This window comes from Streptococcus sp. CM6, from assembly GCF_000526095.1.
Taxonomy (GTDB): Bacteria; Bacillota; Bacilli; order Lactobacillales; family Streptococcaceae; genus Streptococcus; species Streptococcus oralis_BW.
This window is the reverse complement of the sequence record NZ_JATS01000010.1, coordinates 21,827-46,962: the sequence shown is the minus strand read 5'-3', so window position 1 is coordinate 46,962 and position 25,136 is coordinate 21,827. Positions and strand designations below refer to the sequence as shown.

General features: G+C 42.4%; 24 protein-coding genes and 1 other RNA gene. 24 read left to right on the top strand and 1 reads right to left on the bottom strand.

The window, feature by feature from the left end:
• Window position 1 precedes the first annotated feature (1 nt).
• The 9 genes from HMPREF1516_RS03445 to HMPREF1516_RS03410 all read left to right on the top strand — a co-directional run bounded on the left by HMPREF1516_RS03445 (window position 2) and on the right by HMPREF1516_RS03410 (window position 6,807).
• The gene (locus HMPREF1516_RS03445) at window positions 2–1,288 is read left to right on the top strand and encodes an adenylosuccinate synthase (RefSeq protein ID WP_025169602.1); all 1,287 of its coding nucleotides are present in this window, start codon (window positions 2–4) and stop codon (window positions 1,286–1,288) included.
• 200 nt (window positions 1,289–1,488) lie between these two features.
• Window positions 1,489–1,956, top strand: a complete 468-nt coding sequence (gene tadA / locus HMPREF1516_RS03440) for a tRNA adenosine(34) deaminase TadA (protein ID WP_001110111.1) — start codon at window positions 1,489–1,491, stop codon at window positions 1,954–1,956.
• 32 nt (window positions 1,957–1,988) lie between these two features.
• An RNA gene (gene ffs / locus HMPREF1516_RS09780) (signal recognition particle sRNA small type) lies at window positions 1,989–2,087 on the top strand.
• A 53-nt stretch (window positions 2,088–2,140) separates the two neighbouring features.
• Window positions 2,141–2,584, top strand: a complete 444-nt coding sequence (locus tag HMPREF1516_RS03435; RefSeq protein ID WP_000701988.1) for a dUTP diphosphatase — start codon at window positions 2,141–2,143, stop codon at window positions 2,582–2,584.
• Window position 2,585: 1 nt separating this feature from the next.
• The gene (locus HMPREF1516_RS03430) at window positions 2,586–3,125 is read left to right on the top strand and encodes a histidine phosphatase family protein (RefSeq protein ID WP_000691249.1); all 540 of its coding nucleotides are present in this window, start codon (window positions 2,586–2,588) and stop codon (window positions 3,123–3,125) included.
• A gap of 13 nt (window positions 3,126–3,138) precedes the next feature.
• Window positions 3,139–4,500 carry a DNA repair protein RadA gene (gene radA, locus HMPREF1516_RS03425; protein WP_081021137.1) on the top strand — a complete coding sequence of 454 codons (1,362 nt, stop codon included), beginning with the start codon at window positions 3,139–3,141 and terminating at the stop codon, window positions 4,498–4,500.
• Window positions 4,501–4,572: 72 nt separating this feature from the next.
• On the top strand, window positions 4,573–5,067 hold the full coding sequence (locus HMPREF1516_RS03420) for a beta-class carbonic anhydrase (RefSeq protein WP_025169603.1): 495 nt from the start codon (window positions 4,573–4,575) through the stop codon (window positions 5,065–5,067).
• A 214-nt stretch (window positions 5,068–5,281) separates the two neighbouring features.
• Window positions 5,282–6,250: a ribose-phosphate diphosphokinase gene (locus HMPREF1516_RS03415; RefSeq protein ID WP_000010177.1), complete on the top strand. Its 969-nt coding sequence runs from the start codon at window positions 5,282–5,284 to the stop codon at window positions 6,248–6,250.
• Between the two features lie 119 nt (window positions 6,251–6,369).
• Window positions 6,370–6,807, top strand: coding sequence for a CoA-binding protein (locus HMPREF1516_RS03410; RefSeq protein ID WP_000076476.1), 438 nt, complete (start codon window positions 6,370–6,372; stop codon window positions 6,805–6,807).
• Window positions 6,808–6,835: 28 nt separating this feature from the next.
• On the opposite strand, the gene HMPREF1516_RS03405 is transcribed toward HMPREF1516_RS03410, so the two are convergent.
• A complete protein-coding gene (locus HMPREF1516_RS03405; protein ID WP_033605809.1) occupies window positions 6,836–7,846 on the bottom strand; it encodes a YeiH family protein in 1,011 nt (336 codons plus the stop codon).
• 148 nt (window positions 7,847–7,994) lie between these two features.
• Here HMPREF1516_RS03405 and HMPREF1516_RS03400 point away from each other — a divergent pair, with 148 nt between their 5' ends.
• From HMPREF1516_RS03400 to purN, 15 genes are all read left to right on the top strand, one after another.
• On the top strand, window positions 7,995–9,164 hold the full coding sequence (locus HMPREF1516_RS03400; protein ID WP_033605808.1) for a pyridoxal phosphate-dependent aminotransferase: 1,170 nt from the start codon (window positions 7,995–7,997) through the stop codon (window positions 9,162–9,164).
• A complete protein-coding gene (gene recO / locus HMPREF1516_RS03395) occupies window positions 9,161–9,931 on the top strand; it encodes a DNA repair protein RecO (protein WP_000616151.1) in 771 nt (256 codons plus the stop codon). The genes HMPREF1516_RS03400 and recO overlap by 4 nt, the downstream gene beginning before the upstream one ends.
• Window positions 9,928–10,920, top strand: coding sequence for a phosphate acyltransferase PlsX (gene plsX, locus HMPREF1516_RS03390; RefSeq protein ID WP_000717423.1), 993 nt, complete (start codon window positions 9,928–9,930; stop codon window positions 10,918–10,920). Before recO ends, plsX begins: the two co-directional genes overlap by 4 nt.
• A gap of 5 nt (window positions 10,921–10,925) precedes the next feature.
• Window positions 10,926–11,162: an acyl carrier protein gene (locus HMPREF1516_RS03385; RefSeq protein WP_000136441.1), complete on the top strand. Its 237-nt coding sequence runs from the start codon at window positions 10,926–10,928 to the stop codon at window positions 11,160–11,162.
• 437 nt (window positions 11,163–11,599) lie between these two features.
• A complete protein-coding gene (locus tag HMPREF1516_RS03380) occupies window positions 11,600–11,788 on the top strand; it encodes a class IIb bacteriocin, lactobin A/cerein 7B family (RefSeq protein ID WP_000180839.1) in 189 nt (62 codons plus the stop codon).
• Between the two features lie 17 nt (window positions 11,789–11,805).
• On the top strand, window positions 11,806–11,973 hold the full coding sequence (locus HMPREF1516_RS03375; protein ID WP_000415691.1) for a bacteriocin: 168 nt from the start codon (window positions 11,806–11,808) through the stop codon (window positions 11,971–11,973).
• Between the two features lie 9 nt (window positions 11,974–11,982).
• Window positions 11,983–12,171: a hypothetical protein gene (locus HMPREF1516_RS03370; protein WP_033605807.1), complete on the top strand. Its 189-nt coding sequence runs from the start codon at window positions 11,983–11,985 to the stop codon at window positions 12,169–12,171.
• 468 nt (window positions 12,172–12,639) lie between these two features.
• Window positions 12,640–14,793 (top strand): peptide cleavage/export ABC transporter ComA, encoded by a 2,154-nt coding sequence (gene comA, locus HMPREF1516_RS03365; RefSeq protein ID WP_033605806.1) that lies wholly within the window; start codon window positions 12,640–12,642, stop codon window positions 14,791–14,793.
• Window positions 14,794–14,805: 12 nt separating this feature from the next.
• Complete coding sequence (comB, locus tag HMPREF1516_RS03360; RefSeq protein ID WP_033605805.1) at window positions 14,806–16,155, top strand: competence pheromone export protein ComB; 1,350 nt, start codon at window positions 14,806–14,808, stop codon at window positions 16,153–16,155.
• A 168-nt stretch (window positions 16,156–16,323) separates the two neighbouring features.
• Window positions 16,324–17,031, top strand: a complete 708-nt coding sequence (gene purC, locus HMPREF1516_RS03355) for a phosphoribosylaminoimidazolesuccinocarboxamide synthase (RefSeq protein ID WP_000043279.1) — start codon at window positions 16,324–16,326, stop codon at window positions 17,029–17,031.
• 55 nt (window positions 17,032–17,086) lie between these two features.
• A complete protein-coding gene (locus HMPREF1516_RS03350) occupies window positions 17,087–20,812 on the top strand; it encodes a phosphoribosylformylglycinamidine synthase (RefSeq protein ID WP_033605804.1) in 3,726 nt (1,241 codons plus the stop codon).
• Window positions 20,813–20,905: 93 nt separating this feature from the next.
• Window positions 20,906–22,345, top strand: a complete 1,440-nt coding sequence (gene purF, locus HMPREF1516_RS03345; RefSeq protein ID WP_033605803.1) for an amidophosphoribosyltransferase — start codon at window positions 20,906–20,908, stop codon at window positions 22,343–22,345.
• 13 nt (window positions 22,346–22,358) lie between these two features.
• A complete protein-coding gene (locus HMPREF1516_RS03340; RefSeq protein WP_033605802.1) occupies window positions 22,359–23,570 on the top strand; it encodes a PDDEXK-like family protein in 1,212 nt (403 codons plus the stop codon).
• Window positions 23,560–24,582 carry a phosphoribosylformylglycinamidine cyclo-ligase gene (gene purM, locus HMPREF1516_RS03335; protein WP_081021138.1) on the top strand — a complete coding sequence of 341 codons (1,023 nt, stop codon included), beginning with the start codon at window positions 23,560–23,562 and terminating at the stop codon, window positions 24,580–24,582. Before HMPREF1516_RS03340 ends, purM begins: the two co-directional genes overlap by 11 nt.
• Window positions 24,579–25,124, top strand: coding sequence for a phosphoribosylglycinamide formyltransferase (gene purN / locus HMPREF1516_RS09985; protein WP_033605799.1), 546 nt, complete (start codon window positions 24,579–24,581; stop codon window positions 25,122–25,124). Before purM ends, purN begins: the two co-directional genes overlap by 4 nt.
• The last annotated feature ends 12 nt before the right edge of the window (window positions 25,125–25,136 follow it).

The following is a 25,136-nucleotide window of genomic DNA, read 5'->3' as shown; positions in this document are numbered from 1 at the left end:
TATGACTTCAGTTGTTGTTGTAGGTACCCAATGGGGCGATGAAGGTAAAGGAAAAATTACAGATTTTCTTTCAGCCAATGCGGAAGTGATTGCTCGTTACCAAGGTGGTGATAATGCTGGTCACACGATTGTGATTGATGGTAAGAAATTTAAGTTGCACTTGATTCCATCTGGAATTTTCTTTCCTGAAAAAATCTCTGTTATTGGTAATGGGATGGTCGTGAACCCAAAATCCCTTGTGAAAGAGTTGAGTTATCTTCATGAGGAAGGTGTGACAACTGATAACTTGCGTATTTCTGATCGTGCGCATGTTATTTTGCCTTATCACATTGAGTTGGATCGCTTGCAGGAAGAAGCTAAGGGTGATAATAAGATTGGTACTACAATAAAGGGAATTGGTCCAGCATATATGGACAAAGCTGCTCGTGTTGGAATTCGTATTGCGGATCTTTTGGATAAAGAGATTTTTCGTGAGCGTTTAGAACGCAATCTTGCGGAAAAGAATCGTTTGTTTGAAAAACTATATGATAGCACCCCTATTTCAGTTGATGATATTTTTGAAGAGTATTATGAATATGGTCAACAAATCAAGCAGTACGTGACAGATACGTCCGTTATCTTGAACAATGCACTTGATAATGGCAAACGTGTGCTTTTTGAAGGTGCACAAGGTGTCATGTTGGACATTGACCAAGGTACTTATCCATTTGTTACTTCTTCAAACCCCGTCGCTGGTGGTGTGACAATTGGGTCTGGTGTTGGTCCAAGTAAGATTGACAAGGTTGTAGGTGTATGTAAAGCCTACACAAGTCGTGTAGGAGACGGACCTTTCCCAACTGAATTGTTTGATGAAGTGGGAGATCGCATCCGTGAAGTAGGTCATGAATACGGTACAACAACTGGCCGTCCACGTCGTGTAGGTTGGTTTGACTCAGTTGTGATGCGTCACAGCCGTCGTGTATCTGGGATTACCAATCTTTCATTGAACTCTATCGATGTTTTGAGTGGTTTGGATACTGTGAAAATCTGTGTGGCCTATGATCTTGATGGTCAACGTATTGATTACTATCCTGCTAGTCTTGAGCAGTTGAAACGTTGCAAGCCTATCTACGAGGAATTGCCAGGTTGGTCAGAAGACATCACTGGAGTCCGTAATTTAGAAGACCTTCCTGAGAATGCACGTAACTATGTTCGTCGTGTAAGCGAGTTGGTTGGTGTTCGTATCTCTACTTTCTCAGTAGGTCCTGATCGTGAACAAACTAATATTTTAGAAAGTGTTTGGTCATAGGAGATTTTTAAGATTAGTTTAAGATAGGTCGGGTATACTATAGACAGTTACAAGAAGACCTCCTAACTTGTTGTAACAAATATCCTAAACTTTTCTTTTTCATAATAATCTCCCTATTAAGTCACCACATTCGGTGGCTTTTTTTGTGTTGAGAATCATGATATAATAATAAAATCGACAAGTAGGAAAAGAGAAGAACGATGAATTATACAGTTGAAGAAAAAGAAGTCTTTATGAGAGAGGCTTTGAGAGAGGCTGAGATTGCCTTAGAACACGATGAAATTCCAATTGGTTGTGTGATTGTCAAGGATGGAGAAATCATTGGTAGGGGGCATAATGCGCGCGAGGAGTTGCAACGGGCGGTCATGCATGCGGAAATCATGGCCATAGAGAATGCGAACCTGAGTGAGGAGAGCTGGCGCTTGCTGGATTGCACGCTTTTTGTGACCATTGAGCCTTGTGTCATGTGTAGTGGGGCGATTGGGCTTGCCCGCATTCCAAACGTGGTCTATGGGGCTAAAAACCAGAAATTTGGTGCAGCTGGAAGTCTGTACGATATTTTGACAGATGAGCGTCTCAATCATCGTGTAGAGGTAGAAACGGGAATTTTGGAAGATGACTGTGCAGCGATTATGCAGGACTTTTTTAGAAATAGACGGAAAAAATAATTTCTCTTTAAAAACAGAGGGAAATGTGGTATAATGAACAGTGGAGCAACAGTTCTGCGTGAAGCGGGTCAGGGGAGGAATCCAGCAGCCCTAAGCGATGTGAATTGTGTGCTCTTTTTTCGTGCTTTTTTCGAATAAATAAGATAAAATAGCCTAGAATAATGATAATAGAAAAGAGAAAAATATGAAAATTCGTGGTTTTGAATTGGTTTCGAGTTTTACAGATGAAAATTTATTGCCCAAGCGTGAGACAGCTCATGCGGCTGGCTATGACTTAAAGGTTGCCGTGCGTACGGTGATCGCACCAGGAGAGATTGTCTTAGTTCCGACAGGGGTTAAGGCTTATATGCAACCAACTGAGGTCCTCTACCTTTATGATCGCTCTTCAAACCCTCGTAAAAAGGGCTTGGTTTTAATTAACTCAGTTGGAGTTATTGATGGGGATTATTATGGCAATCCCGGGAATGAGGGACATATCTTTGCTCAGATGAAAAATATTACGGACCAGGAAGTAGTTCTTGAAGTTGGGGAACGTGTGGTTCAGGCTGTCTTTGCGCCTTTCTTAATTGCAGACGGAGATGAGGCAGACGGGGTTCGGACAGGTGGATTTGGTTCGACTGGGCACTAAGATGAAAATTATCTTTGTACGCCACGGGGAGCCAGATTATAGTATGCTTGATAAACTTGAAAATCCGCAACTCTATAGTGGTTTTGGTCGTGATTTAGCACCATTGACAGGAAAAGGTCGCAGTCTGGCAAAAGAAGTTGCTAAAACTGCATGTTTTGGAAAGGCAGAGATTATTATTTCATCGTCTGTGACGAGGGCTTTAGAAACAGCCCATTATATAGCAGTTGAAACAGGATTGGACTTATTTGTGGAGCCGTTTTTTCATGAGTGGCGTCCAGACTTAGATGGCACTAACTCTGATTTAACTAGTGTATTGGTAGCTCATGAATATTATCTAAAACATCAAGGAGGTTTATCTGAAGATTCTCCTTATCGCTATGAAACTGATCTAGAGATGCGTCATCGTTTTTTAAGAACTTTGGAAAAATATAAAAATTATAAAACTATTATCATTGTAACTCACGGAATGCTCATGCGCCAGTTTGTGCCAAATGAGAAGATTGATTTTTGCCAAGTGATTGAGTGTGAGTTAGAGATATAGAAAGAGGTTTATCATCGCAAAGAAAAAAGCGACATTTGTATGTCAAAATTGTGGGTATAATTCCCCTAAATATCTGGGACGTTGTCCTAACTGTGGGTCTTGGTCTTCTTTTGTAGAAGAGGTTGAGGTTGCAGAGGTCAAGAATGCGCGTGTGTCCTTGACAGGTGAGAAAACCAAGCCTATGAAACTGGCTGAGGTGACTTCAATCAACGTTAATCGAACCAAGACGGAGATGGAGGAATTCAACCGTGTGCTTGGAGGTGGAGTGGTACCAGGGAGTCTCGTCCTTATCGGTGGGGATCCAGGAATCGGGAAATCAACCCTTCTCCTACAAGTTTCAACCCAGTTGTCCCAAGTGGGTACGGTTCTCTATGTCAGTGGGGAGGAGTCTGCTCAGCAGATTAAGCTACGAGCAGAGCGCTTGGGAGATATTGATAGCGAGTTTTATCTCTATGCAGAAACCAATATGCAGAGCGTTCGAGCTGAGGTGGAGCGCATCCAACCAGATTTTCTCATCATCGACTCTATCCAGACCATTATGTCTCCTGAAATTTCAGGGGTGCAGGGGTCTGTTTCTCAGGTGCGTGAGGTGACAGCTGAACTCATGCAGTTGGCGAAGACTAATAACATTGCTATTTTTATCGTAGGGCATGTGACCAAGGAAGGAACCTTGGCTGGTCCACGTATGTTGGAACATATGGTGGATACGGTGCTTTACTTTGAAGGGGAACGTCACCATACCTTTCGTATCTTGAGAGCAGTCAAAAACCGTTTTGGTTCCACTAATGAGATTGGCATCTTTGAGATGCAGTCGGGCGGATTGGTTGAGGTGCTCAATCCGAGTCAAGTTTTCCTAGAGGAGCGTTTGGATGGAGCTACTGGCTCGTCAATCGTTGTGACCATGGAAGGGACCCGTCCGATTTTAGCGGAGGTTCAGGCTTTAGTGACACCGACCATGTTTGGAAATGCTAAGCGCACAACGACAGGACTTGATTTCAATCGTGCTAGTCTGATTATGGCTGTTTTAGAAAAACGAGCAGGGCTTCTCTTGCAAAATCAAGATGCCTATCTCAAATCTGCTGGCGGCGTGAAATTGGATGAGCCTGCCATTGACTTGGCTGTTGCGGTTGCCATTGCTTCAAGCTACAAGGACAAGCCTACCAATCCTCAGGAATGTTTTGTGGGTGAACTGGGCTTGACCGGAGAAATTCGGCGCGTGAATCGTATCGAACAACGTATCAATGAAGCAGCAAAATTGGGCTTTACCAAGATTTATGTACCCAAGAATTCCTTGACAGGAATCACTCCACCCAAGGAAATTGAAGTCATTGGTGTGACGACCATTCAGGAAGTTTTGAAAAAGGTCTTTGCATAATCCGTGACAAATCCTCTTAAAAATGATAAGATAGGAGAAATATTTGATTATCAAATTTTTGAGGAGGGAATCGTGTCGTATTTTGAACAGTTTATGAAAGCCAATCAGGCTTATGTTGCCCTACATGGGCAGTTAAATTTGCCACTTAAACCCAAAACCAGAGTAGCTATCGTGACCTGCATGGACTCGCGTCTACACGTTGCGCAAGCTCTAGGTTTGGCACTTGGGGATGCACATATCTTGCGGAATGCGGGTGGTCGAGTGACTGAGGACATGATTCGTTCACTGGTGATTTCCCAGCAACAAATGGGGACAAGAGAAATCGTGGTGCTTCACCATACAGACTGTGGAGCTCAAACCTTTCAAAATGAAAGTTTTCATGAACATTTGAAACTCGAGCTTGGAGTTGATGTGTCTGGTCAAGACTTTTTACCATTTCAGGATGTTGAAGAGAGCGTGAGAGAGGATATGCAATTGCTTCGAGAATCTCCACTAATTCCTGATGATGTGGTTATTTCAGGTGCTGTCTATGATGTGGATACAGGAAGTATGAGAGAGGTATACTAACTTTGTCTCGAAAAAATCTCATCCTAGCATAAAATCGATTGTTAAAATGTAGGATTTTTAGTTTTAATATAGCTAATATAAAATAGTATAAAACAAGGGTATAAATGTTTGCTCTTGTTTTATTTTTGATTGAAAAATAAAGGAAAAAGCGCTACAATGGTAGATGGAAAATGTTGTGTAAAAAACAAGTGATACATAAATACCGGAGGAAATCATGTCTTTTTCTGATTTAAAGCTGTTTGCCCTTTCTTCTAATAGAGAATTGGCAGAGCGTGTGGCGCAAGAGATTGGGATAGAGTTGGGGAAATCGACTGTTCGCCAATTTTCAGATGGGGAGATTCAAGTCAACATAGAAGAATCAATCCGTGGAAAACACGTCTTTATCCTACAATCAACTAGTTCACCTGTAAATGATAATTTACTTGAAATTTTGATTATGGTGGACGCATTGAAGCGTGCTAGTGCAGAATCTGTCAATGTTGTTATGCCCTACTATGGCTATGCACGTCAGGATAGAAAAGCGCGCGCGCGTGAGCCAATCACTGCAAAACTCGTTGCAAACATGCTAGAAGTTGCTGGGGTAGATCGTTTGTTGACGATTGATTTGCACGCTGCACAGATTCAGGGATTCTTTGATATTCCTGTAGATCACTTGATGGGTGCTCCATTGATTGCGGACTATTTTGAACGTCGTGGCATGGTTGGCTCTGACTACGTGGTTGTCAGTCCAGACCATGGTGGGGTGACTCGTGCTCGTAAATTGGCGGAGTTTTTGAAAACTCCGATTGCGATTATTGACAAACGCCGTAGTGTAGACAAGATGAATACCAGTGAAGTGATGAACATCATTGGTAAAGTAGAAGGTAAGACTTGTATCTTGATTGACGATATGATCGATACAGCTGGAACTATTTGTCATGCAGCGGACGCTCTTGCTGAAGCAGGTGCTGTTGAAGTATATGCAAGCTGTACGCACCCAGTTCTTTCTGGGCCAGCTATGGACAATATCCAAAAATCAGCTATTAAAAAATTGGTTGTTTTGGATACCATCTACCTACCAGAAGAGCGTTTGATTGATAAGATTGAACAGATCTCTATTGCCCACCTCTTAGGAGATGCCATCGTTCGTATCCACGAAAAGCGTCCTCTTTCTCCTCTATTTTGTATTGAGAAAAAGATTTAATCTTTCACTTGAAATAGATCGTTCTCCTAGCAAGTTTCTTTTCTTGCTAGGAGATTTTTATAGTCAAAATCTGCAAGCCTTTTCAAAATATGCTATACTGAGAAAAAAGGAGGATCTCTATGAGTCAAGAATTTATCAATCCAAGTGATGGTGTAATCCGTCAGTATCTGGCGACCAGTAAAACGTTAGCGGTAGTGGGTTTGTCTGACCGTGAGGAAACAACTAGTAATCGAGTAACCAAGGAAATGCAAGCTCGGGGCTATAAAATCATTCCAGTTAATCCCAAGGCTGCAGGTGGGGAAATCTTGGGAGAAAAGGCTTATGCGAGTCTAGCTGAGATTCCTTTTCCTGTGGACATTGTCAATGTATACCGACGTAGCGAGTTTTTACCAGATGTGGCGCGTGATTTTCTCAAGGCTGATGCCAAGATTTTTTGGGCGCAATTAGGACTTGAAAATCTAGAAGCGGAAGAAATCTTGCGTGCTGGAGGATGCGATGACATCGTGATGAATCGCTGTATCAAGAGAGAACATACTCGCTTAATTCTTGAGAAATAAAAAGGTAGCCATGGGCTACCTTTTTGTATTATAAAGTACCAATCAATGCTTGCATGCCAAGACTGGTGAGGATGATAGCAATCCAGCAAAGAGCTCCGAGGACAATAGATTTGCCACTGGATCTAACCATGGCAATCAGATTGGTTTTGAGACCGATAGCACTCATGGCCATGATGATAAAGAATTTAGAGAGTTGTTTGAGAGGGGTAAAGAAGCTACTAGACACACCGAGAGAGGTGAGAAGAGTCGTTAAGAGAGAGGCTAGGATGAAGTAAAGGATAAAAAGTGGGAAAACTTTTTTCAGTTGTACGCCTTGTTTATTTTCTTGTTGGCGACTTTGCCAGTAGGAGAGGAAGAGAGTGATGGGAATGATCGCTAAGGTGCGCGTGAGTTTAACAATGGTTGCCGATTCGAGGGTATTGGTCTGGTAAAGACTGTCCCAAGCACTAGCTGTTGCCGTTACAGAAGAAGTATCATTGACCGCAGTTCCTGCAAAGAGAGCAAAGCCGTCATTAGATAGGTGAAGCCAGGTTCCTAGAGTTGGAAAGATGAGCGCAGCCAAGATATTGAAGAAAAAGATAACGGAAATGGCTTGGGCAACTTCTTTTTCCTTGGCATGGATAACGGGCGCTGTCGCAGCAATGGCAGAACCACCACAGATAGAAGAACCCACTCCAATCAAGGTAGCCAGTTTTGTGTCTAGTGCAAAGAAACGCTGGAAGAGGTAGGCGACAATCAAGGAAATTGAAATCGTTGATAGGATGACAGGGAGTGAAGTTTGTCCGACTGCAAAGACTTGCGAGATATTGAGACCAAAACCAAGCAAGATAACAGCATACTGGAGTAATTTTTTGGAACTAAAGGTCAAACCTGCATCTAGTTGTTTGTAGGGGGAGAGCCAGGGGTGTAGGAGCATTCCTATAAAGATTGCAAAAACGGGTGCACCCACGACGGGGAAAAGTCCTCCTAGAAACCAAGAAATGATAGAAATGAGAAGGCAGGCCAAGATGCCTGCTCCATTTTTTGATAGAAATGACATAAAAACCTCCAATCATAATCTGTTACCATTATAGACCTGTAAACAGGAAAAGTAAAATAGAAAGTGGAAAGATATTATATAATGTATTTTTGCGGTCGGGGGGCTTTTGTAGTATAATAGAGATACGTTTTGAGAGTAGGAGGTATCTATGGACTTAACTAAGCGCTTTAATAAACAGTTAGACAAGATTCAAGTTTCCTTGATTCGCCAGTTTGACCAGGCTATTTCGGAGATTCCTGGGGTCCTGCGTTTGACCTTGGGGGAACCTGATTTTACAACGCCAGATCATGTTAAGGAAGCGGCTAAGCGGGCCATCGACCAGAACCAATCCTACTATACAGGGATGAGTGGTCTGTTAACATTACGTCAGGCAGCCAGTGATTTTGTAAAAGAAAAATACCAGCTAGATTATAATCCTGAAAATGAGATCTTGGTTACAATTGGGGCGACAGAGGCTTTATCGGCTACTTTGACAGCTATTTTGGAAGAGGGAGATAAGGTGCTCTTGCCAGCTCCTGCCTATCCAGGTTATGAGCCGATTGTCAATCTAGTTGGGGCAGAGGTTGTCGAGATTGATACGACTGAAAATGGTTTTGTCTTGACTCCTGAGATGTTGGAAAAGGCCATTTTGGAGCAAGGCGACAAGCTCAAGGCGGTCATTCTCAACTATCCAGCCAATCCGACAGGAATTACCTATAGTCGGGAGCAGTTGGAAGCCTTGGCGGACGTTTTACGCAAGTATAAGATTTTCGTTGTCTGTGATGAGGTTTACTCAGAATTAACCTATACAGGCGAAGCCCATGTATCTTTGGGAACTATGCTGAGAGATCAGGCTATTATTATCAATGGTTTATCTAAGTCTCATGCTATGACTGGTTGGCGTTTAGGCTTTATCTTTGCTCCTGCAGCCTTTACAGCCCAGTTGATCAAGAGTCACCAATACTTGGTCACTGCCGCAAACACTATGGCTCAACATGCTGCAGTGGAAGCCTTGACGGCTGGTAAAAACGACGCAGAGCCTATGAAGAAGGAATACATTCAGCGTCGAGATTATATCATCGAAAAGATGACTGCTCTTGGTTTTGAGATTATCAAACCAGATGGGGCCTTCTATATATTTGCTAAGATTCCAGCAGGTTACAATCAAGACTCCTTTGCTTTTCTTAAGGATTTTGCCTATAAGAAGGCCGTTGCCTTTATCCCTGGTGCCGCCTTTGGACGCTACGGAGAAGGCTATGTTCGCCTATCTTATGCAGCTAGCATGGAGACTATCAAAGAAGCCATGAAACGACTTGAGGAGTACATGAAAGAAGCATGATTCAGTCTATCACGAGTCAAGGCTTGGTGCTCTACAATCGTAATTTTCGTGAGGATGACAAGTTAGTCAAGATTTTTACCGAGCAGGCTGGCAAGCGCATGTTTTTCGTCAAACACGCTGGTCAGTCCAAACTAGCTCCGGTTATTCAGCCCTTGGTGTTGGCTCGGTTTCTCTTGCGAATCAATGATGATGGGCTCAGCTATATCGAGGACTACCATGAGGTGATGACTTTTTCAAAGATTAATAGCGATCTCTTTGTCATGGCCTATGCGACCTACGTAGCAGCTCTTGCAGATGCTAGTTTGCAGGATAACCAGCAGGATGCTCCCTTGTTTGCTTTTTTGCAAAAGACTTTGGAGTTGATGGAAGAGGGTTTAGATTATCAGGTTTTGACCAATATTTTTGAAATTCAAATCTTGACTCGATTTGGAATTAGTCTCAATTTTAATGAGTGTGTCTTTTGCCATCGGGTCGGTCAGGCCTTTGACTTTTCTTTCAAATATGGAGCTTGTCTTTGCCCAGAGCATTATCATGAAGATGAGAGACGTTGCCATCTGAATCCCAATATTCCTTATCTACTCAATCAATTTCAAGCCATTGATTTTGAGACCTTGGAGACCATTTCGCTCAAGCCTGAAATCAAGCAAGACTTGCGCAAGTTTATAGACCAAATCTACGAAGAGTATGTTGGAATTCACCTAAAATCAAAGAAATTTATTGATTCCCTAGCAGACTGGGGGCAATTACTAAAAGAGGAAGACAAATGAAAAAAATTGCAGTAGATGCTATGGGGGGCGATTATGCACCTCAAGCTATCGTTGAGGGTGTCAATCAAGCCCTTGCTGACTTTTCAGATATTGAGATTCAACTCTATGGAGACGAAAGCAAAATCAAGCAATATCTAACAGCGACAGAACGCGTCAGCATTATCCATACGGATGAGAAGATTGATTTTGATGATGAACCTACAAAAGCTATTCGTAAGAAGAAAAATGCCAGTATGGTATTAGCGGCTAAGGCAGTCAAAGAAGGAGAGGCAGACGCTGTCCTCTCGGCTGGGAATACAGGTGCCTTGTTGGCTGCAGGATTCTTCATTGTAGGTCGTATCAAGAATATCGACCGTCCTGGACTCATGTCGACCTTACCGACCATTGATGGCAAAGGCTTTGACATGCTAGATCTTGGAGCCAATGCGGAAAATACAGCCCATCATCTGCACCAATACGCTGTTTTGGGTTCCTTCTATGCGAAAAATGTTCGTGGGATTTCGAAACCACGTGTTGGTTTGCTCAATAATGGAACAGAGAGTAGCAAGGGTGATCCCCTTCGTAAGGAAACCTACGCCTTGCTAGCAGCTGATGAAAGCTTGAATTTTGTCGGAAACGTGGAAGCGCGTGATTTGATGAATGGCGTTGCGGATGTTGTTGTGGCAGATGGTTTCACGGGAAACGCTGTGCTCAAATCTATTGAAGGGACAGCCATGGGTATCATGGGCTTGCTTAAGACAGCTATCACAGGTGGTGGTCTTCGAGCGAAACTAGGTGCTCTTCTTCTCAAGGATAGCCTTAAAGGTTTGAAAAAGCAACTCAACTATTCAGATGTTGGTGGAGCAGTCTTGTTTGGTGTTAAGGCACCGGTTGTCAAGACTCATGGCTCAAGTGATGCCAAGGCTGTGTATAGTACGATTCGCCAGATTCGTACTATGCTAGAAACAGACGTAGTTGCCCAGACTGCGCGTGAATTTTCAGGAGAATAAAAAAGATGACAGAAAAAGAAATTTTTGACCGTATTGTAACCATTATCCAAGAGCGACAGGGAGAGGACTTTGTCGTAACAGAGGCCTTGAGTTTGAAAGATGACCTAGATGCGGACTCAGTGGACTTGATGGAGTTCGTCTTGACACTAGAAGATGAATTCGGAATTGAAATCAGTGATGAGGAAATTGACCAACTGCAAAGTGTAGGAGATGTGGTAGCAGTTGTCAAAAGTAAAGAATAGCAAAAAGCAACATGCAAATCATGTTGTTTTTTATTTGCAGAAAAAAGAGAAACTTTTAGTAGAAATTGCGAATAAAGAGATGAGAAAGAAAAAGGAGGAACATTTATGTATGTGATTGGTTTTTATCCGTGGTTCATTAAGTGGTTTTTAAAATAAAAATGAATGAATTGTTCATTTTCGAATTGTTTTTCGAATAGATAGGTAAGGAAAAGGGAAGGAGACTATGTGATGTATTTACCAATCTTATTGCCATGGTTGATCAAATGGTATTTAAAATAAATGAAATTTACCTGTTCATTTTAAATTACTTCTCGAATAAAAAAGTGAGAAGAAAAGGAAGGAGAGAAGGAAATGATTTCAGTAATTTACCCAATCTGGCTATTTAAGTGGCTTAAAGGTTAAAGATTAAATATATAGAAAAAATAAGGAGAAAAAAGATGACAAATTTTGACAACATGGAACAGAACTTTGTAACTCTTACAGAAGAAGAGTTGACGGATGTGAATGGGGGAGCATGGCCGATTGTAGCTTGGGTGATTGCTAATCCTGTGACAGCAGCTAAAATTGCTGGTGGAATTACTGCAGCAGGAATTGCAGGTTATAATTATGTGACGGGTAGATGGTAATAGAAGGAGGAGATGATATGGAAAAATCTATTTTAAAATTTGAAACAATGACTGATACGGACTTGCAGGAAATTCAAGGGGGAGCCTTTCCCCTTCTTATCCCTGTGGCAGTTGGTTTTGTAAAAGGTTTTGTATATACAGGTGGAGCTATTTTAACAACTCGAGCACTCTTTTCAGGTAAATAGGAGTCTGCTATGAAAAAAATCTTATTAGGATTTGCTGAGGGGTATTTTGTCGTATCGATTATTCTTTATATCGCAACGTATTTGATTATGAAAAATCCGATCAATACTCTGTTTTATCCAGAAACCTATCCAATTCTGCTTGGTCTGTTTTATGTAGGATACAAGTACAAAACAACAGATAGTAAGATTGAGAATTGATGGAATGTCAGATTGGAGTTGGAGATGAAAGTCGTTCAATTACTACAAAAAGCTTGGCCAAAGACCACTGTATTATTTAGCTCGATGGCTTAATTACTTATTAGAATCGTGGCTAATATAAACAAAATAAATTTACCTACATGGTTTGAATGTTTTGATATACCTACGATGTCATTATTTTTGATGACCTTTATTTCACTTTATAGAGATGACCTTTATTTCACTTTATAGAAGTGAAGAGAATATCATTTCAGAATAGTTTATTTGTGGATATTCATTTTTTAACGGTTACTTTAAACAGGCAGAACTTTTGTTCTGCTTTTTTACATTTAAATGATAGTTTATGCTTTTTAAAGTGCGTTTTAGGCGCGAAAATGGTTTATTTGGGAATATTCTCCTGTTTTTATCCTTATTTGGTTAAAATAATCTTACAAATTTTTAAAGAGATTGTTAGAAAAAGGAGAAGATATGAAATTTAGGAAAAGGCACTATCGTCCCCAAGTGGATCAGATGGATTGTGGTGTGGCTTCCTTGGCTATGGTCTTTGGTTACTATGGAAGTTATTACTCCTTGGCTCATCTACGAGAGTTAGCCAAGACGACCATGGATGGGACGACGGCTTTAGGGCTTGTAAAGGTGGCAGAGGAGATTGGGTTTGAGACGCGGGCCATCAAGGCGGATATGACGCTCTTTGATCTGCCAGATTTGACCTTTCCTTTTGTGGCTCATGTGCTCAAGGAAGGGAAGTTGCTCCACTACTATGTGGTGACAGGTCAGGATAAAAAGCACATTCATATCGCTGATCCGGATCCTGGTGTCAAGCTGACCAAGATTTCCCGTGAGCGTTTTGCGCAAGAGTGGACAGGGGTCAGTATTTTTATGGCGCCATCTCCGGGCTATAAACCTCATAAGGAGAAGAAACAGGGTCTCCTATCCTTCTTGCCGATTTTATTCAAACAGCGTGGCTTAATTACCAATATCGTCCTAGCGACACTCTTGGTGACCCTAATCAATATTGTGGGCTCCTACTATCTGCAGTCTATCATTGATAGTTACGTACCAGACCAGATGCGCTCGACACTGGGTATTATCTCTATTGGGCTGGTCATCGTCTATATTCTCCAGCAAATTTTGTCTTATGCCCAGGAGTATCTCCTACTGATCCTTGGGCAACGCTTATCGATTGACGTGATTTTGTCCTATATCAAGCATGTTTTTCACCTGCCGATGTCCTTTTTCGCGACACGTAGGACAGGAGAAATCGTGTCTCGTTTTACAGATGCCAATAGTATCATCGATGCGCTGGCGTCGACTATTCTGTCGATTTTCCTAGATGTGTCGACGATTTTGATTATCTCGCTGGTCTTGTTTTCACAAAATATGACGCTCTTTTTCATTAGTCTACTTGCGCTTCCCATCTATACAGTGATTATCTTTGCCTTTATGAAGCCTTTTGAAAAGATGAATCGGGATACTATGGAAGCCAATGCAGTTCTGTCTTCTTCTATCATCGAGGACATCAACGGTATTGAGACCATTAAGTCGTTGACCAGTGAGAGTTCGCGCTATCAAAAGATTGATAAGGAATTTGTAACTTATCTGAAAAAATCTTTTACGTATAGTCGGGCAGAAAGCCAGCAAAAGGCCCTGAAAAAAGTTGCTCAGCTCCTGCTCAATGTTGGTGTTCTCTGGATGGGAGCAGTTCTTGTCATGGATGGGAAAATGAGTTTGGGCCAGTTGATTACCTATAATACTTTGCTTGTTTACTTTACCAATCCTTTGGAAAATATCATCAACCTACAAACCAAACTTCAGACAGCGCAGGTCGCCAATAACCGTCTTAATGAGGTTTATCTGGTAGCTTCGGAGTTTGAGGAGAAGAAAACAGTCGAAGATTTGAGCATGATGAAAGGGGATATGACGTTTAAACAAGTCTACTATAAGTATGGCTATGGTCGTGACGTCTTGTCGGATATCAATTTGACCATTCCGCAAGGGTCTAAGGTGGCTTTTGTGGGGATTTCAGGGTCAGGTAAGACCACCTTAGCCAAGATGATGGTTAATTTTTACGACCCTAGTCAGGGAGAGATTAGTCTGGGTGGTGTCAATCTTAATCAGATTGACAAAAAGGCTTTGCGTCAGTATATCAACTACCTGCCTCAACAGCCCTATGTCTTTAACGGAACGATTTTGGAGAATCTTCTCCTTGGAGCTAAGGAGGGAACGACCCAGGAAGATATCTTACGGGCAGTTGAATTAGCAGAGATTAGGGAGGATATTGAGCGCATGCCACTGAATTACCAGACAGAATTAACTTCGGATGGGGCTAGAATTTCAGGTGGACAACGTCAGCGAATCGCTCTGGCGCGTGCTCTCTTGACAGATGCGCCTGTTTTGATATTGGACGAGGCGACCAGCAGTCTGGATATTTTGACAGAGAAGCGGATCGTGGATAATCTCATGGCTCTAGACAAGACCTTGATTTTCATCGCCCATCGCTTGACCATCGCTGAGCGGACAGAAAAGGTTGTTGTTTTGGATCAGGGCAAGATTGTCGAAGAGGGCACCCATGCAGGCTTGCTTGCACAGGATGGTTTTTACGCTCATTTGGTGAATAGCTAGAAAGAGGAGAGGATGAAACCAGAATTTTTAGAAAGTGCGGAGTTTTATAATCGTCGTTACCATAATTTTTCCAGTCGGGTGATTTTACCTATGTCACTTCTGCTCGTATTTCTGTTAGGATTTGCAGTTTTTGCAGAGAAGGAGATGAGTTTGTCTACCAGAGCGACAGTCGAACCTAGTCGGATCATTGTTAACATCCAGTCGACTAGCAATCAACGCATTGTGGGCAACTATCTGGAAGAAAACAAGTTGGTTAAGCAAGGAGATCTGCTCGTTCAGTACCAGCAAGGGGCGGAAGCTGTCCAAGTTGAGGCATACGCCAGTCAGTTGGAGATGTTAAAGGATCAAAAAAAGCAGTTAGGGTATTTGCAATCCAGTTTGCAAGAGGGGAGTAATCAATTTCCAGAGGCGGATAAGTTTGGTTACCAAGAGATGTTTCGGGACTATCTCAGCCAAGCTAGTAGTCTTAGGAGCAATGTTTCTCAGCAAAATGAGACCATCGCGTCCCAGAATGCAGCAACTAGTCAAACCCAAGCTGAGATCGGGAACCTCATCAGTCAAACAGAGGCTAAAATTCGCGATTACCAGACAGCTAAGTCGGCTATTGAAACAGGTGCTTCCTTGACCAGTCAGAATCTAGCCTACTCTCTCTACCAGTCCTACAAGTCTCAGAGGGAGGAAAATCCGCAAGCTAAGGCTCAGGCTGTTGCACAGATTGAAGCACAGCTTTCTCAGTTAGAATCTAGTCTTGCTACTTACCGCGTCCAGTATGCAGGTTCGGGAACCCAGCAAGCCTATGCGTCTGGTTTAAGCAGTCAATTAGAATCCCTCAAATCACAACACTTGGCTAAGGTTGGTCAGGAATTGACCCTTCTAGATCAGAAAATTTTGGAGGCAGAATCGGGTAAGAAGGTACAGGGAGGTCTCCTAGATAAAGGGAAGATTACAGCAAGTGAGGATGGGGTGCTTCACCTTAATCCTGAGACTAGTGAATCTACGATGGTCGCAGAAGGAACCTTGCTAGCCCAACTCTACCCATCTTTGGAAAAAGAAGGAAAAATCAAACTCACAGCCTATCTCAGTTCAAAAGATGTTGCTAGAGTCAAGATTGGGGACTCTGTCCGTTATACTACGACTAATGATGCGAAGAATCAAATTTTCCTGGATTCTACGATTACAAGTATTGATGCGACAGCTACAAAGACTAAACAAGGAAATTTCTTTAAAATTGAGGCGGAGACCCACCTGACTTCTGAGCAAGCTGCAACACTTCGCTATGGCTTAGAAGGTCGCCTGCAGATGATTACGGGAAAGAAAAGCTATCTCCGTTATTTTTGGGATCAATTTTTGAATAAAGGGTAATATTCGTGTTTTTCAGAGGATAAATGATTTTAAAACTGTAAGAAGAGCCTATCTTGCAGTTTTTCTTTACGCTTAAAACAGGAAAATGTTATTTATTCGTAAAAATCTTGAATTTTTCATACTTTTATGGTAGAATGTGCTCAAGTAAAACGAAAGGCGAACTTTAAAATGTCAAAACAACTAATCTATTCGGGAAAAGCCAAGGATATCTATACAACTGAGGATGAAAATCTCATTATTTCAACTTACAAGGACCAGGCGACTGCTTTTAACGGTGTCAAGAAAGAGCAGATTGCGGGTAAGGGAGTCTTGAATAATCAGATTTCATCTTTTATTTTTGAAAAGTTGAATGCTGCTGGTGTAGCGACTCACTTTGTGGAGAAAATTTCGGACACGGAACAACTCAATAAAAAGGTGGAGATTATTCCTTTGGAAGTTGTGCTCCGCAACTACACGGCTGGTTCCTTTTCAAAACGTTTTGGCGTAGAAGAAGGTATCGCATTTGAGACTCCAATTGTCGAATTTTACTATAAAAATGATGATTTGGATGATCCCTTTATCAATGACGAGCATGTGAAATTCCTTAAAATTGCGGATGACCAGCAGATTGCTTACTTGAAGGAAGAAACCCGTCGTATCAATGAGCTCTTGAAGACTTGGTTTGCTGAGATTGGCCTCAAATTGATTGACTTTAAGCTAGAGTTTGGTTTTGACAAGGATGGCAAGATTATCTTGGCAGACGAGTTTTCACCAGATAACTGCCGTTTGTGGGATGCGGATGGCAACCACATGGATAAGGATGTTTTCCGCCGTGGATTGGGAGAACTAACAGACGTTTACGAGATTGTCTGGGAAAAGTTGCAGGGTTTGAAATAACAACCTAGAAGTCGTTGGGAACATTGCAAGAGCTGAAATAAAGGAATAAGAATTGATGGATAAACGTATTTTTGTTGAGAAAAAGGCTGATTTTCAGGTCAAGTCAGAGAGTTTGGTAAGGGAGCTCCAGCACAACTTGGGATTGTCAACTTTGAAGAGTATTCGCATTGTGCAGGTTTATGATGTCTTTGATTTGGCAGAGGACTTGTTTGCACCTGCGGAAAAACACATCTTCTCTGAGCAGGTAACAGACCATATCTTGGATGAATCAGCCGTGCAAGCGGATCTTACCAACTATGCTTTCTTTGCCATTGAAAGTTTGCCAGGGCAATTTGACCAGCGTGCAGCTTCTTCACAGGAAGCCTTGCTTTTACTGGGAAGTTCAAGTGATGTAACAGTCAACACAGCCCAGCTTTACTTGGTCAATAAGGATATTGATGCGACTGAGTTGGAAGCGGTCAAGAACTACCTGCTCAACCCAGTTGATTCTCGTTTCAAGGACATCACGACAGGGATTGCCAAGCAGGAATTTTCAGAGTCAGACAAGACTATTCCAAAATTGACTTTCTTTGAAAGTTATACGGCAGAAGACTTTGCTCGCTACAAGGCCGAGCAAGGGATGGCCATGGAAGTGGATGATCTGCTCTTTATCCAAGACTATTTTAAATCAATCGGGCGCGTGCCAACTGAGACAGAGCTCAAGGTTTTGGACACTTATTGGTCTGACCACTGTCGTCACACGACTTTTGAGACCGAGTTGAAACAGATTGATTTCTCAGCTTCTAAATTCCAAAAGCAATTGCAAGCGACTTATGACAAGTATATTGCCATGCGTGAGGAACTAGGTCGGTCTGAAAAGCCACAAACCTTGATGGATATGGCGACTATTTTTGGTCGTTATGAGCGTGCTAATGGTCGTTTGGACGACATGGAAGTGTCAGACGAAATTAATGCTTGCTCGGTCGAAATCGAAGTGGATGTCAATGGTGTGAAAGAACCATGGCTCCTTATGTTTAAAAACGAAACCCACAACCACCCAACGGAAATTGAACCATTTGGTGGGGCTGCTACTTGTATCGGTGGAGCCATTCGTGACCCGTTGTCAGGGCGTTCATACGTTTACCAAGCTATGCGTATCTCTGGTGCGGGTGATATTACAGCTCCGATTTCAGAAACGCGTGCTGGGAAATTGCCACAACAAGTCATTTCGAAGACAGCGGCTCATGGTTATTCTTCGTATGGTAACCAGATTGGTCTGGCGACGACCTACGTTCGTGAGTACTTCCACCCAGGCTTTGTGGCCAAACGCATGGAGCTTGGTGCCGTTGTTGGTGCTGCTCCTAAGGGCAATGTAGTCCGTGAAAAACCGGAAGCTGGTGACGTAATTATCTTGCTCGGTGGTAAGACTGGACGTGACGGTGTCGGTGGTGCGACAGGGTCTTCTAAGGTTCAAACAGTTGAGTCTGTGGAGACTGCTGGTGCTGAGGTTCAAAAAGGGAATGCCATCGAAGAGCGCAAGATTCAACGTCTTTTCCGTAATGGAGATGTCACTCGTCTCATCAAGAAATCCAATGACTTTGGAGCAGGTGGTGTCTGTGTGGCTATCGGTGAATTGGCAGATGGTCTTGAAATCGACCTCAACAAGGTTCCTCTTAAATACCAAGGCTTGAATGGTACAGAAATTGCCATCTCTGAATCACAAGAACGGATGGCAGTTGTGGTGCGTCCTGAAGACGTAGATGCCTTCGTTGCAGAATGTAATAAAGAAAATATTGACGCTGTTGTTGTGGCAACAGTGACTGAAAAACCAAATCTTGTCATGCATTGGAATGGTGAAACCATTGTTGACTTGGAACGTCGTTTCCTTGATACAAACGGTGTGCGCGTAGTCGTTGATGCCAAAGTAGTGGATAAGGACGTCGAACTTCCAGAAGAACGAACAACAAGCGTTGACACGCTTGAATCAGATACCTTTGCGGTTCTGTCTGATCTTAACCATGCGAGTCAAAAAGGCTTGCAAATCATCTTTGACTGTTCGGTCGGTCGTTCAACGGTCAATCACCCACTTGGTGGTCGCTACCAACTCACACCAACTGAGGCATCTGTGCAGAAATTGCCAGTTCAACACGGTGTAACTCACACTGCGTCAGTCATGGCTCAAGGATTCAATCCATATGTGGCAGAATGGTCTCCATACCACGGTGCTGCCTATGCAGTAATTGAAGCAACTGCTCGTTTGGTTGCCGCTGGTGCCAACTGGTCTAAGGCTCGCTTCTCTTACCAAGAGTACTTCGAGCGCATGGACAAGCAAGCAGAGCGTTTTGGTCAACCAGTAGCAGCTCTCCTAGGCTCTATCGAAGCACAAATCCAGCTTGGCTTGCCATCTATCGGTGGTAAGGACTCTATGTCTGGTACTTTTGAAGAATTGACTGTACCGCCAACCTTGGTTGCCTTTGGGGTGACGACGGCAGATAGCCGTAAGGTCCTCTCTCCTGAGTTCAAGACTGCTGGTGAAAACATCTACTACATCCCAGGTCAAGCTCTAGCACAAGAAATTGACTTTGATCTTATCAAGTCTAATTTTGCTCAATTTGAAGCTATCCAAGCTGGACACAAAGTAACATCTGCATCAGCTGTTAAATATGGCGGTGTCCTTGAAAGCTTGGTCCTTGCTACTTTTGGGAACCATATTGGTGCAGAGGTGACCTTGCCTGAATTTGAAAGTTCTTTGACAGCTCAATTAGGCGGATTTGTCTTCACATCTCCTGAAGAGATTACTGGAGTAGAGAAAATTGGACAAACAAAAGCAGACTTTACACTGATTGTCAACGGTGTGAAGCTAGATGGACAGAAACTTGACAGTGTTTTTCAAGGAAAACTAGAAGAAGTTTACCCTACTGAATTTGCCCAAGCTAAAGAACTGGAAGAAGTTCCAGCTGTCGCTTCTGACGCAGTCATCAAAGCCAAGGAAACCATTGAAAAACCTGTGGTTTACATCCCAGTCTTCCCAGGAACCAACTCAGAATATGATTCAGCAAAGGCCTTCGAAAAAGAAGGTGCAGAGGTTAACTTGGTGCCATTTGTGACCTTGAATGAAGAAGCTATTGTCAAGTCAGTTGAAACCATGGTTGACAATATCGGCAAGGCAAACATTCTCTTCTTTGCAGGTGGATTCTCAGCTGCGGATGAGCCGGATGGATCAGCTAAATTTATTGTCAATATCCTTCTTAATGAAAAAGTGCGTGCTGCGATTGATAGCTTTATCGCTCGTGGTGGCTTGATTATCGGTATCTGTAACGGATTCCAAGCTCTTGTCAAATCAGGTCTTCTTCCATACGGAAACTTTGAGGATGCTAACAGTACTAGTCCAACTCTCTTCTACAATGATGCCAACCAGCACGTGGCCAAGATGGTGGAAACTCGGATTGCCAATACCAATTCGCCATGGTTGGCTGGAGTGCAAGTGGGCTATATCCATGCCATCCCAGTATCGCACGGTGAAGGGAAATTTGTTGTGACGGCTGAGGAATTTGCAGAGCTCCGTGACAATGGTCAAATCTTTAGCCAATACGTTGATTTTGACGGCAAACCAAGTATGGATTCTAAGTACAATCCGAATGGTTCTGTAAATGCCATCGAAGGGATTACCAGCAAGAACGGTCAAATCATCGGTAAGATGGGCCATTCAGAACGTTATGAAGACGGTCTTTTCCAAAACATCCCAGGAAATAAAGACCAGCACCTGTTTGCGTCGGCTGTTAAATACTTTACTGGAAAATAAGACTTACAGATTTTCTAATAGATAGTATCAGTAATGTAAAAGTCATGTAGATTTAGCTCTTGGTGATACACAAATAAAAATTAGGTATAAAAAATGACATACGAAGTAAAATCTCTTAATGAAGAATGTGGTGTTTTCGGTATTTGGGGACATCCAGATGCTGCAAAATTGACCTATTTTGGTCTCCACAGTCTTCAGCACCGTGGTCAGGAGGGGGCAGGAATCCTCTCCAATGATCAAGGGAAACTAAAGCGTCATCGTGACATGGGGCTTTTATCAGAAGTGTTCAGAAACCCAGCTAATTTGGATAAACTAACTGGAACGAGCGCTATTGGGCATGTGCGTTACGCGACTGCTGGCGAAGCTTCTGTGGATAACATCCAGCCCTTCCTCTTTCGCTTTCATGATATGCAGTTTGGACTTGCTCACAACGGAAACTTGACCAATGCCGAATCGCTCAAAAAAGAATTGGAACAAAGAGGAGCAATTTTCAGTTCAACTTCAGACTCGGAAATCTTAGCCCACCTCATTCGTCGGAGTCACAATCCGAACTTGATGGGCAAAATCAAAGAGGCGCTCAGCCTTGTAAAAGGTGGCTTTGCTTATATCCTGCTGTTTGAGGACAAGTTGATTGCTGCGCTGGATCCTAATGGTTTCCGTCCACTTTCTATTGGGAAAATGGCCAACGGAGCGGTGGTGGTTTCGTCAGAAACCTGTGCTTTTGAAGTCATTGGTGCCGAGTGGATTCGCGATGTAAAACCAGGAGAGATTGTAATCGTAGATGACAATGGGATTCAGTACGATAGCTATACGAATGATACCCAGTTGGCGATTTGCTCTATGGAGTATATCTATTTTGCCCGTCCTGACTCTAATATCCATGGTGTTAATGTCCATACAGCTCGCAAACGTATGGGGGCTAAATTAGCGCGTGAGTTCAAGCACGAAGCAGATATCGTGGTCGGTGTGCCCAATTCCTCACTCAGCGCGGCTATGGGATTTGCAGAGGAATCTGGTCTGCCAAATGAAATGGGTCTCATCAAAAACCAATACACCCAACGCACCTTTATTCAACCGACTCAAGAATTGCGGGAGCAAGGGGTGCGGATGAAACTGTCTGCTGTTTCGGGCGTTGTCAAAGGCAAACGTGTGGTGATGGTGGATGATTCCATTGTTCGTGGGACAACCTCTCGCCGTATCGTTCAGCTTTTGAAAGAAGCGGGTGCTTCTGAAGTTCACGTTGCCATTGGTAGTCCAGCGCTAGCTTATCCATGTTTTTACGGGATTGATATCCAGACGCGTCAGGAGCTGATTGCGGCCAATCATACAGTCGAAGAGACTCGCCAAATCATTGGTGCGGATAGCCTGACCTATCTTTCGATTGATGGCTTGATTAATTCTATTGGCATCGAAACAGATGCGCCAAACGGTGGTCTCTGTGTCGCTTATTTTGACGGCGACTACCCAACTCCTCTCTACGACTATGAAGAAGACTATCGTAGAAGTTTAGGGAAAAAAACTTCTTTCTATTAGAAAAAGGTTAGTGGTGAAAATAGAAAATAAAATTACTGAGTTTCTGCTGTACCTTGAAAAAGATTCGGAAAAAGATTTTTCAAGATGGTTAACGGGAGTTAATATTTTTGAAATATTGGGGATATCTAGTGCTGAAATTCGTCATAGTCGAGTATTAGCTTGGCTGCTTGATCCCAGAGAAAGTCATAAATTGGAAGATAAGTTTTTCAAAAAAATATTGATGAAAGTGTTTGATAACAATCTATCTTTTGCAACAATTAAACCAACTGAAATAATATTGAAAGATTTCTCAAAAGCAGAAGTATATAGAGAAAGTAAAAATAATATTGATGTTCTGTATACAAATAAAGAACATCGAATAAATTTAATTATTGAAAATAAAACTTTCACCTCCGACCATGACAATCAGTTGAGAAAATATCGAAAATTTATCGAAAATTCTTACGCTGGTTATCGTAATATATATATTTATCTGACACCAAATGGAGATGCACCGATAGATGCTGATGTTGAGGAAAGGCAATTTTGGAGTTTACTTTCATATCAAGATATTTCAGATATACTAGAAGAATTGTATGTGGATGAGATTGATAATGAGAAAGTTTCTTACATTCTTAAAGAGTACAATGATAATATTAGGAGGAATATTTTGAATGATATAGAGTTGAAAGAGCTAAGTGCTGAAATTTATTTTAAATATAAAGAAGTTTTAGATCTCATTTTTGAAAATAGACCTGATACGCAGATGCTTCGTGAAAAATTAGTCGGTGTTTTAAATTATCTAAATGAACAGGGAAATTTAATTTTTGATGAAAAATATTGTTCAAAAACTTTTTTACGTTTTAGAACAAGACGGTTAGATAATTTTATTGACAATGTTGTTAAAGAGGAAAATACCGAATGGTCTACTGGTTCAGCCTATTTTTATGAGATAACATATAGTAATTTTCAGACAGATGTTTATTTATCAATATCTAAAAAAAATTTAACAGACATACAGTCTCGGCAATTTAAACTTTTGACATTTGATAAATATAGTAAATATGGTTTTAATACTTCTAATAAATTTCTAAATTTTGATGCTTCAGATGAAAACTTGTTGTTATCAGAATCAACTCAAACACTCATTGACTTTCTATTAGAAAATCTTCAACAAATAGATGAATTTGAAAAAGTATTTATTGAAACTTGGAATGAAAAGCAAAAGGAGAAAGATTATGTCTAAAAATGCATACGCTCAATCGGGTGTGGATGTTGAAGCGGGTTATGAAGTTGTTGAGCGGATCAAAAAGCACGTAGCTCGTACGGAACGCGCAGGTGTTATGGGAGCACTTGGTGGTTTCGGTGGCATGTTTGACCTTTCAAAAACTGGGGTCAAAGAGCCAGTCTTGATCTCAGGGACTGACGGTGTCGGGACCAAGCTCATGCTGGCCATTAAGTACGACAAGCACGATACTATCGGTCAGGACTGTGTGGCCATGTGTGTTAATGACATCATCGCTGCAGGTGCGGAGCCCCTCTATTTCCTTGACTACGTAGCGACAGGCAAGAATGAACCAGCTAAACTAGAACAAGTGGTTGCTGGTGTAGCAGAAGGTTGTGTGCAGGCAGGCGCAGCCCTCATCGGTGGAGAAACGGCTGAGATGCCTGGCATGTATGGCGCAGATGACTACGACTTGGCTGGTTTTGCAGTCGGTGTGGCTGAAAAATCTCAAATCATAGACGGTTCAAAAGTAGCTGAAGGTGATGTCCTTCTCGGACTTGCGTCAAGTGGGATTCACTCAAATGGTTACTCACTCGTGCGTCGTGTTTTTGCCGACTACACAGGTGAGGAAGTCTTACCAGAATTGGAAGGCAAGCAACTTAAAGAAGTCCTTCTCGAGCCGACTCGTATCTATGTCAAGGCTGTCTTACCACTCATCAAGGAAGAGTTGGTCAACGGTATTGCCCATATCACAGGTGGTGGTTTTATCGAGAATGTCCCTCGTATGTTTGCAGATGACCTAGCTGCGGAAATTGAAGAAGACAAGGTTCCAGTCCTCCCGATTTTCAAAGCCCTTGAAAAATACGGTGAAATCAAGCATGAAGAAATGTTTGAAATCTTCAATATGGGTGTTGGACTCATGTTGGCAGTTAGCCCTAAAAATGTAGGTCGCGTCAAGGAATTGTTGGATGAACCAGTCTATGAAATTGGTCGCATCGTTAAGAAAGAAAACGAAAGTGTCATCATCAAATGAAAAAAATAGCGATTTTTGCCTCTGGTAACGGCTCAAATTTTCAGGTGATTGCCGAAGAATTTCCGGTGGAGTTTGTCTTTTCAGACCATCGTGACGCCTATGTGCTCGAGCGTGCAGACAAGCTCGGCGTTCTGTCCTATGCTTTTGAACTCAAGGAGTTTGACAACAAGGCGGACTACGAAGCAGCTCTTGTCGAGCTCTTGGAAGAGCACCAGATTGACTTGGTTTGCCTAGCAGGCTATATGAAAATCGTTGGGCCAACCTTATTGTCAGCTTATGAGGGTCGGATTATCAATATCCATCCAGCCTACCTGCCAGAGTTTCCAGGAGCTCATGGGATTGAGGACGCTTGGAATGCTGGGGTTGCTGAGAGTGGCGTGACCATTCACTGGGTGGACTCGGGTGTGGATACTGGAAAGGTCATCAAACAAGTCCGTGTGCCAAGGCTAGCTGATGATACTATCGAAAGCTTCGAAGCTCGCATTCATGAAGCAGAGTACAAGTTGTATCCAGAAGTTATTAGAGAATTGTTGGACAAGTAAATGAAAGGAAAA

Excerpts from the sequence above, each read along its gene's own strand:
- HMPREF1516_RS03445 (WP_025169602.1), top strand. The coding sequence starts at position 2 with ATGACTTCAGTTGTTGTTGTAGGTACCCAATGGGGCGATGAAGGTAAA.
- tadA (WP_001110111.1), top strand. The coding sequence starts at position 1,489 with ATGAATTATACAGTTGAAGAAAAAGAAGTCTTTATGAGAGAGGCTTTG.
- HMPREF1516_RS03435 (WP_000701988.1), top strand. The coding sequence starts at position 2,141 with ATGAAAATTCGTGGTTTTGAATTGGTTTCGAGTTTTACAGATGAAAAT.
- HMPREF1516_RS03430 (WP_000691249.1), top strand. The coding sequence starts at position 2,586 with ATGAAAATTATCTTTGTACGCCACGGGGAGCCAGATTATAGTATGCTT.
- HMPREF1516_RS03415 (WP_000010177.1), top strand. The coding sequence starts at position 5,282 with ATGTCTTTTTCTGATTTAAAGCTGTTTGCCCTTTCTTCTAATAGAGAA.
- HMPREF1516_RS03410 (WP_000076476.1), top strand. The coding sequence starts at position 6,370 with ATGAGTCAAGAATTTATCAATCCAAGTGATGGTGTAATCCGTCAGTAT.
- HMPREF1516_RS03405 (WP_033605809.1), bottom strand. The coding sequence starts at position 7,846 with ATGTCATTTCTATCAAAAAATGGAGCAGGCATCTTGGCCTGCCTTCTC.
- HMPREF1516_RS03400 (WP_033605808.1), top strand. The coding sequence starts at position 7,995 with ATGGACTTAACTAAGCGCTTTAATAAACAGTTAGACAAGATTCAAGTT.
- recO (WP_000616151.1), top strand. The coding sequence starts at position 9,161 with ATGATTCAGTCTATCACGAGTCAAGGCTTGGTGCTCTACAATCGTAAT.
- plsX (WP_000717423.1), top strand. The coding sequence starts at position 9,928 with ATGAAAAAAATTGCAGTAGATGCTATGGGGGGCGATTATGCACCTCAA.
- HMPREF1516_RS03385 (WP_000136441.1), top strand. The coding sequence starts at position 10,926 with ATGACAGAAAAAGAAATTTTTGACCGTATTGTAACCATTATCCAAGAG.
- HMPREF1516_RS03380 (WP_000180839.1), top strand. The coding sequence starts at position 11,600 with ATGACAAATTTTGACAACATGGAACAGAACTTTGTAACTCTTACAGAA.
- HMPREF1516_RS03375 (WP_000415691.1), top strand. The coding sequence starts at position 11,806 with ATGGAAAAATCTATTTTAAAATTTGAAACAATGACTGATACGGACTTG.
- HMPREF1516_RS03370 (WP_033605807.1), top strand. The coding sequence starts at position 11,983 with ATGAAAAAAATCTTATTAGGATTTGCTGAGGGGTATTTTGTCGTATCG.
- comA (WP_033605806.1), top strand. The coding sequence starts at position 12,640 with ATGAAATTTAGGAAAAGGCACTATCGTCCCCAAGTGGATCAGATGGAT.
- comB (WP_033605805.1), top strand. The coding sequence starts at position 14,806 with ATGAAACCAGAATTTTTAGAAAGTGCGGAGTTTTATAATCGTCGTTAC.
- purC (WP_000043279.1), top strand. The coding sequence starts at position 16,324 with ATGTCAAAACAACTAATCTATTCGGGAAAAGCCAAGGATATCTATACA.
- HMPREF1516_RS03350 (WP_033605804.1), top strand. The coding sequence starts at position 17,087 with ATGGATAAACGTATTTTTGTTGAGAAAAAGGCTGATTTTCAGGTCAAG.
- purF (WP_033605803.1), top strand. The coding sequence starts at position 20,906 with ATGACATACGAAGTAAAATCTCTTAATGAAGAATGTGGTGTTTTCGGT.
- purN (WP_033605799.1), top strand. The coding sequence starts at position 24,579 with ATGAAAAAAATAGCGATTTTTGCCTCTGGTAACGGCTCAAATTTTCAG.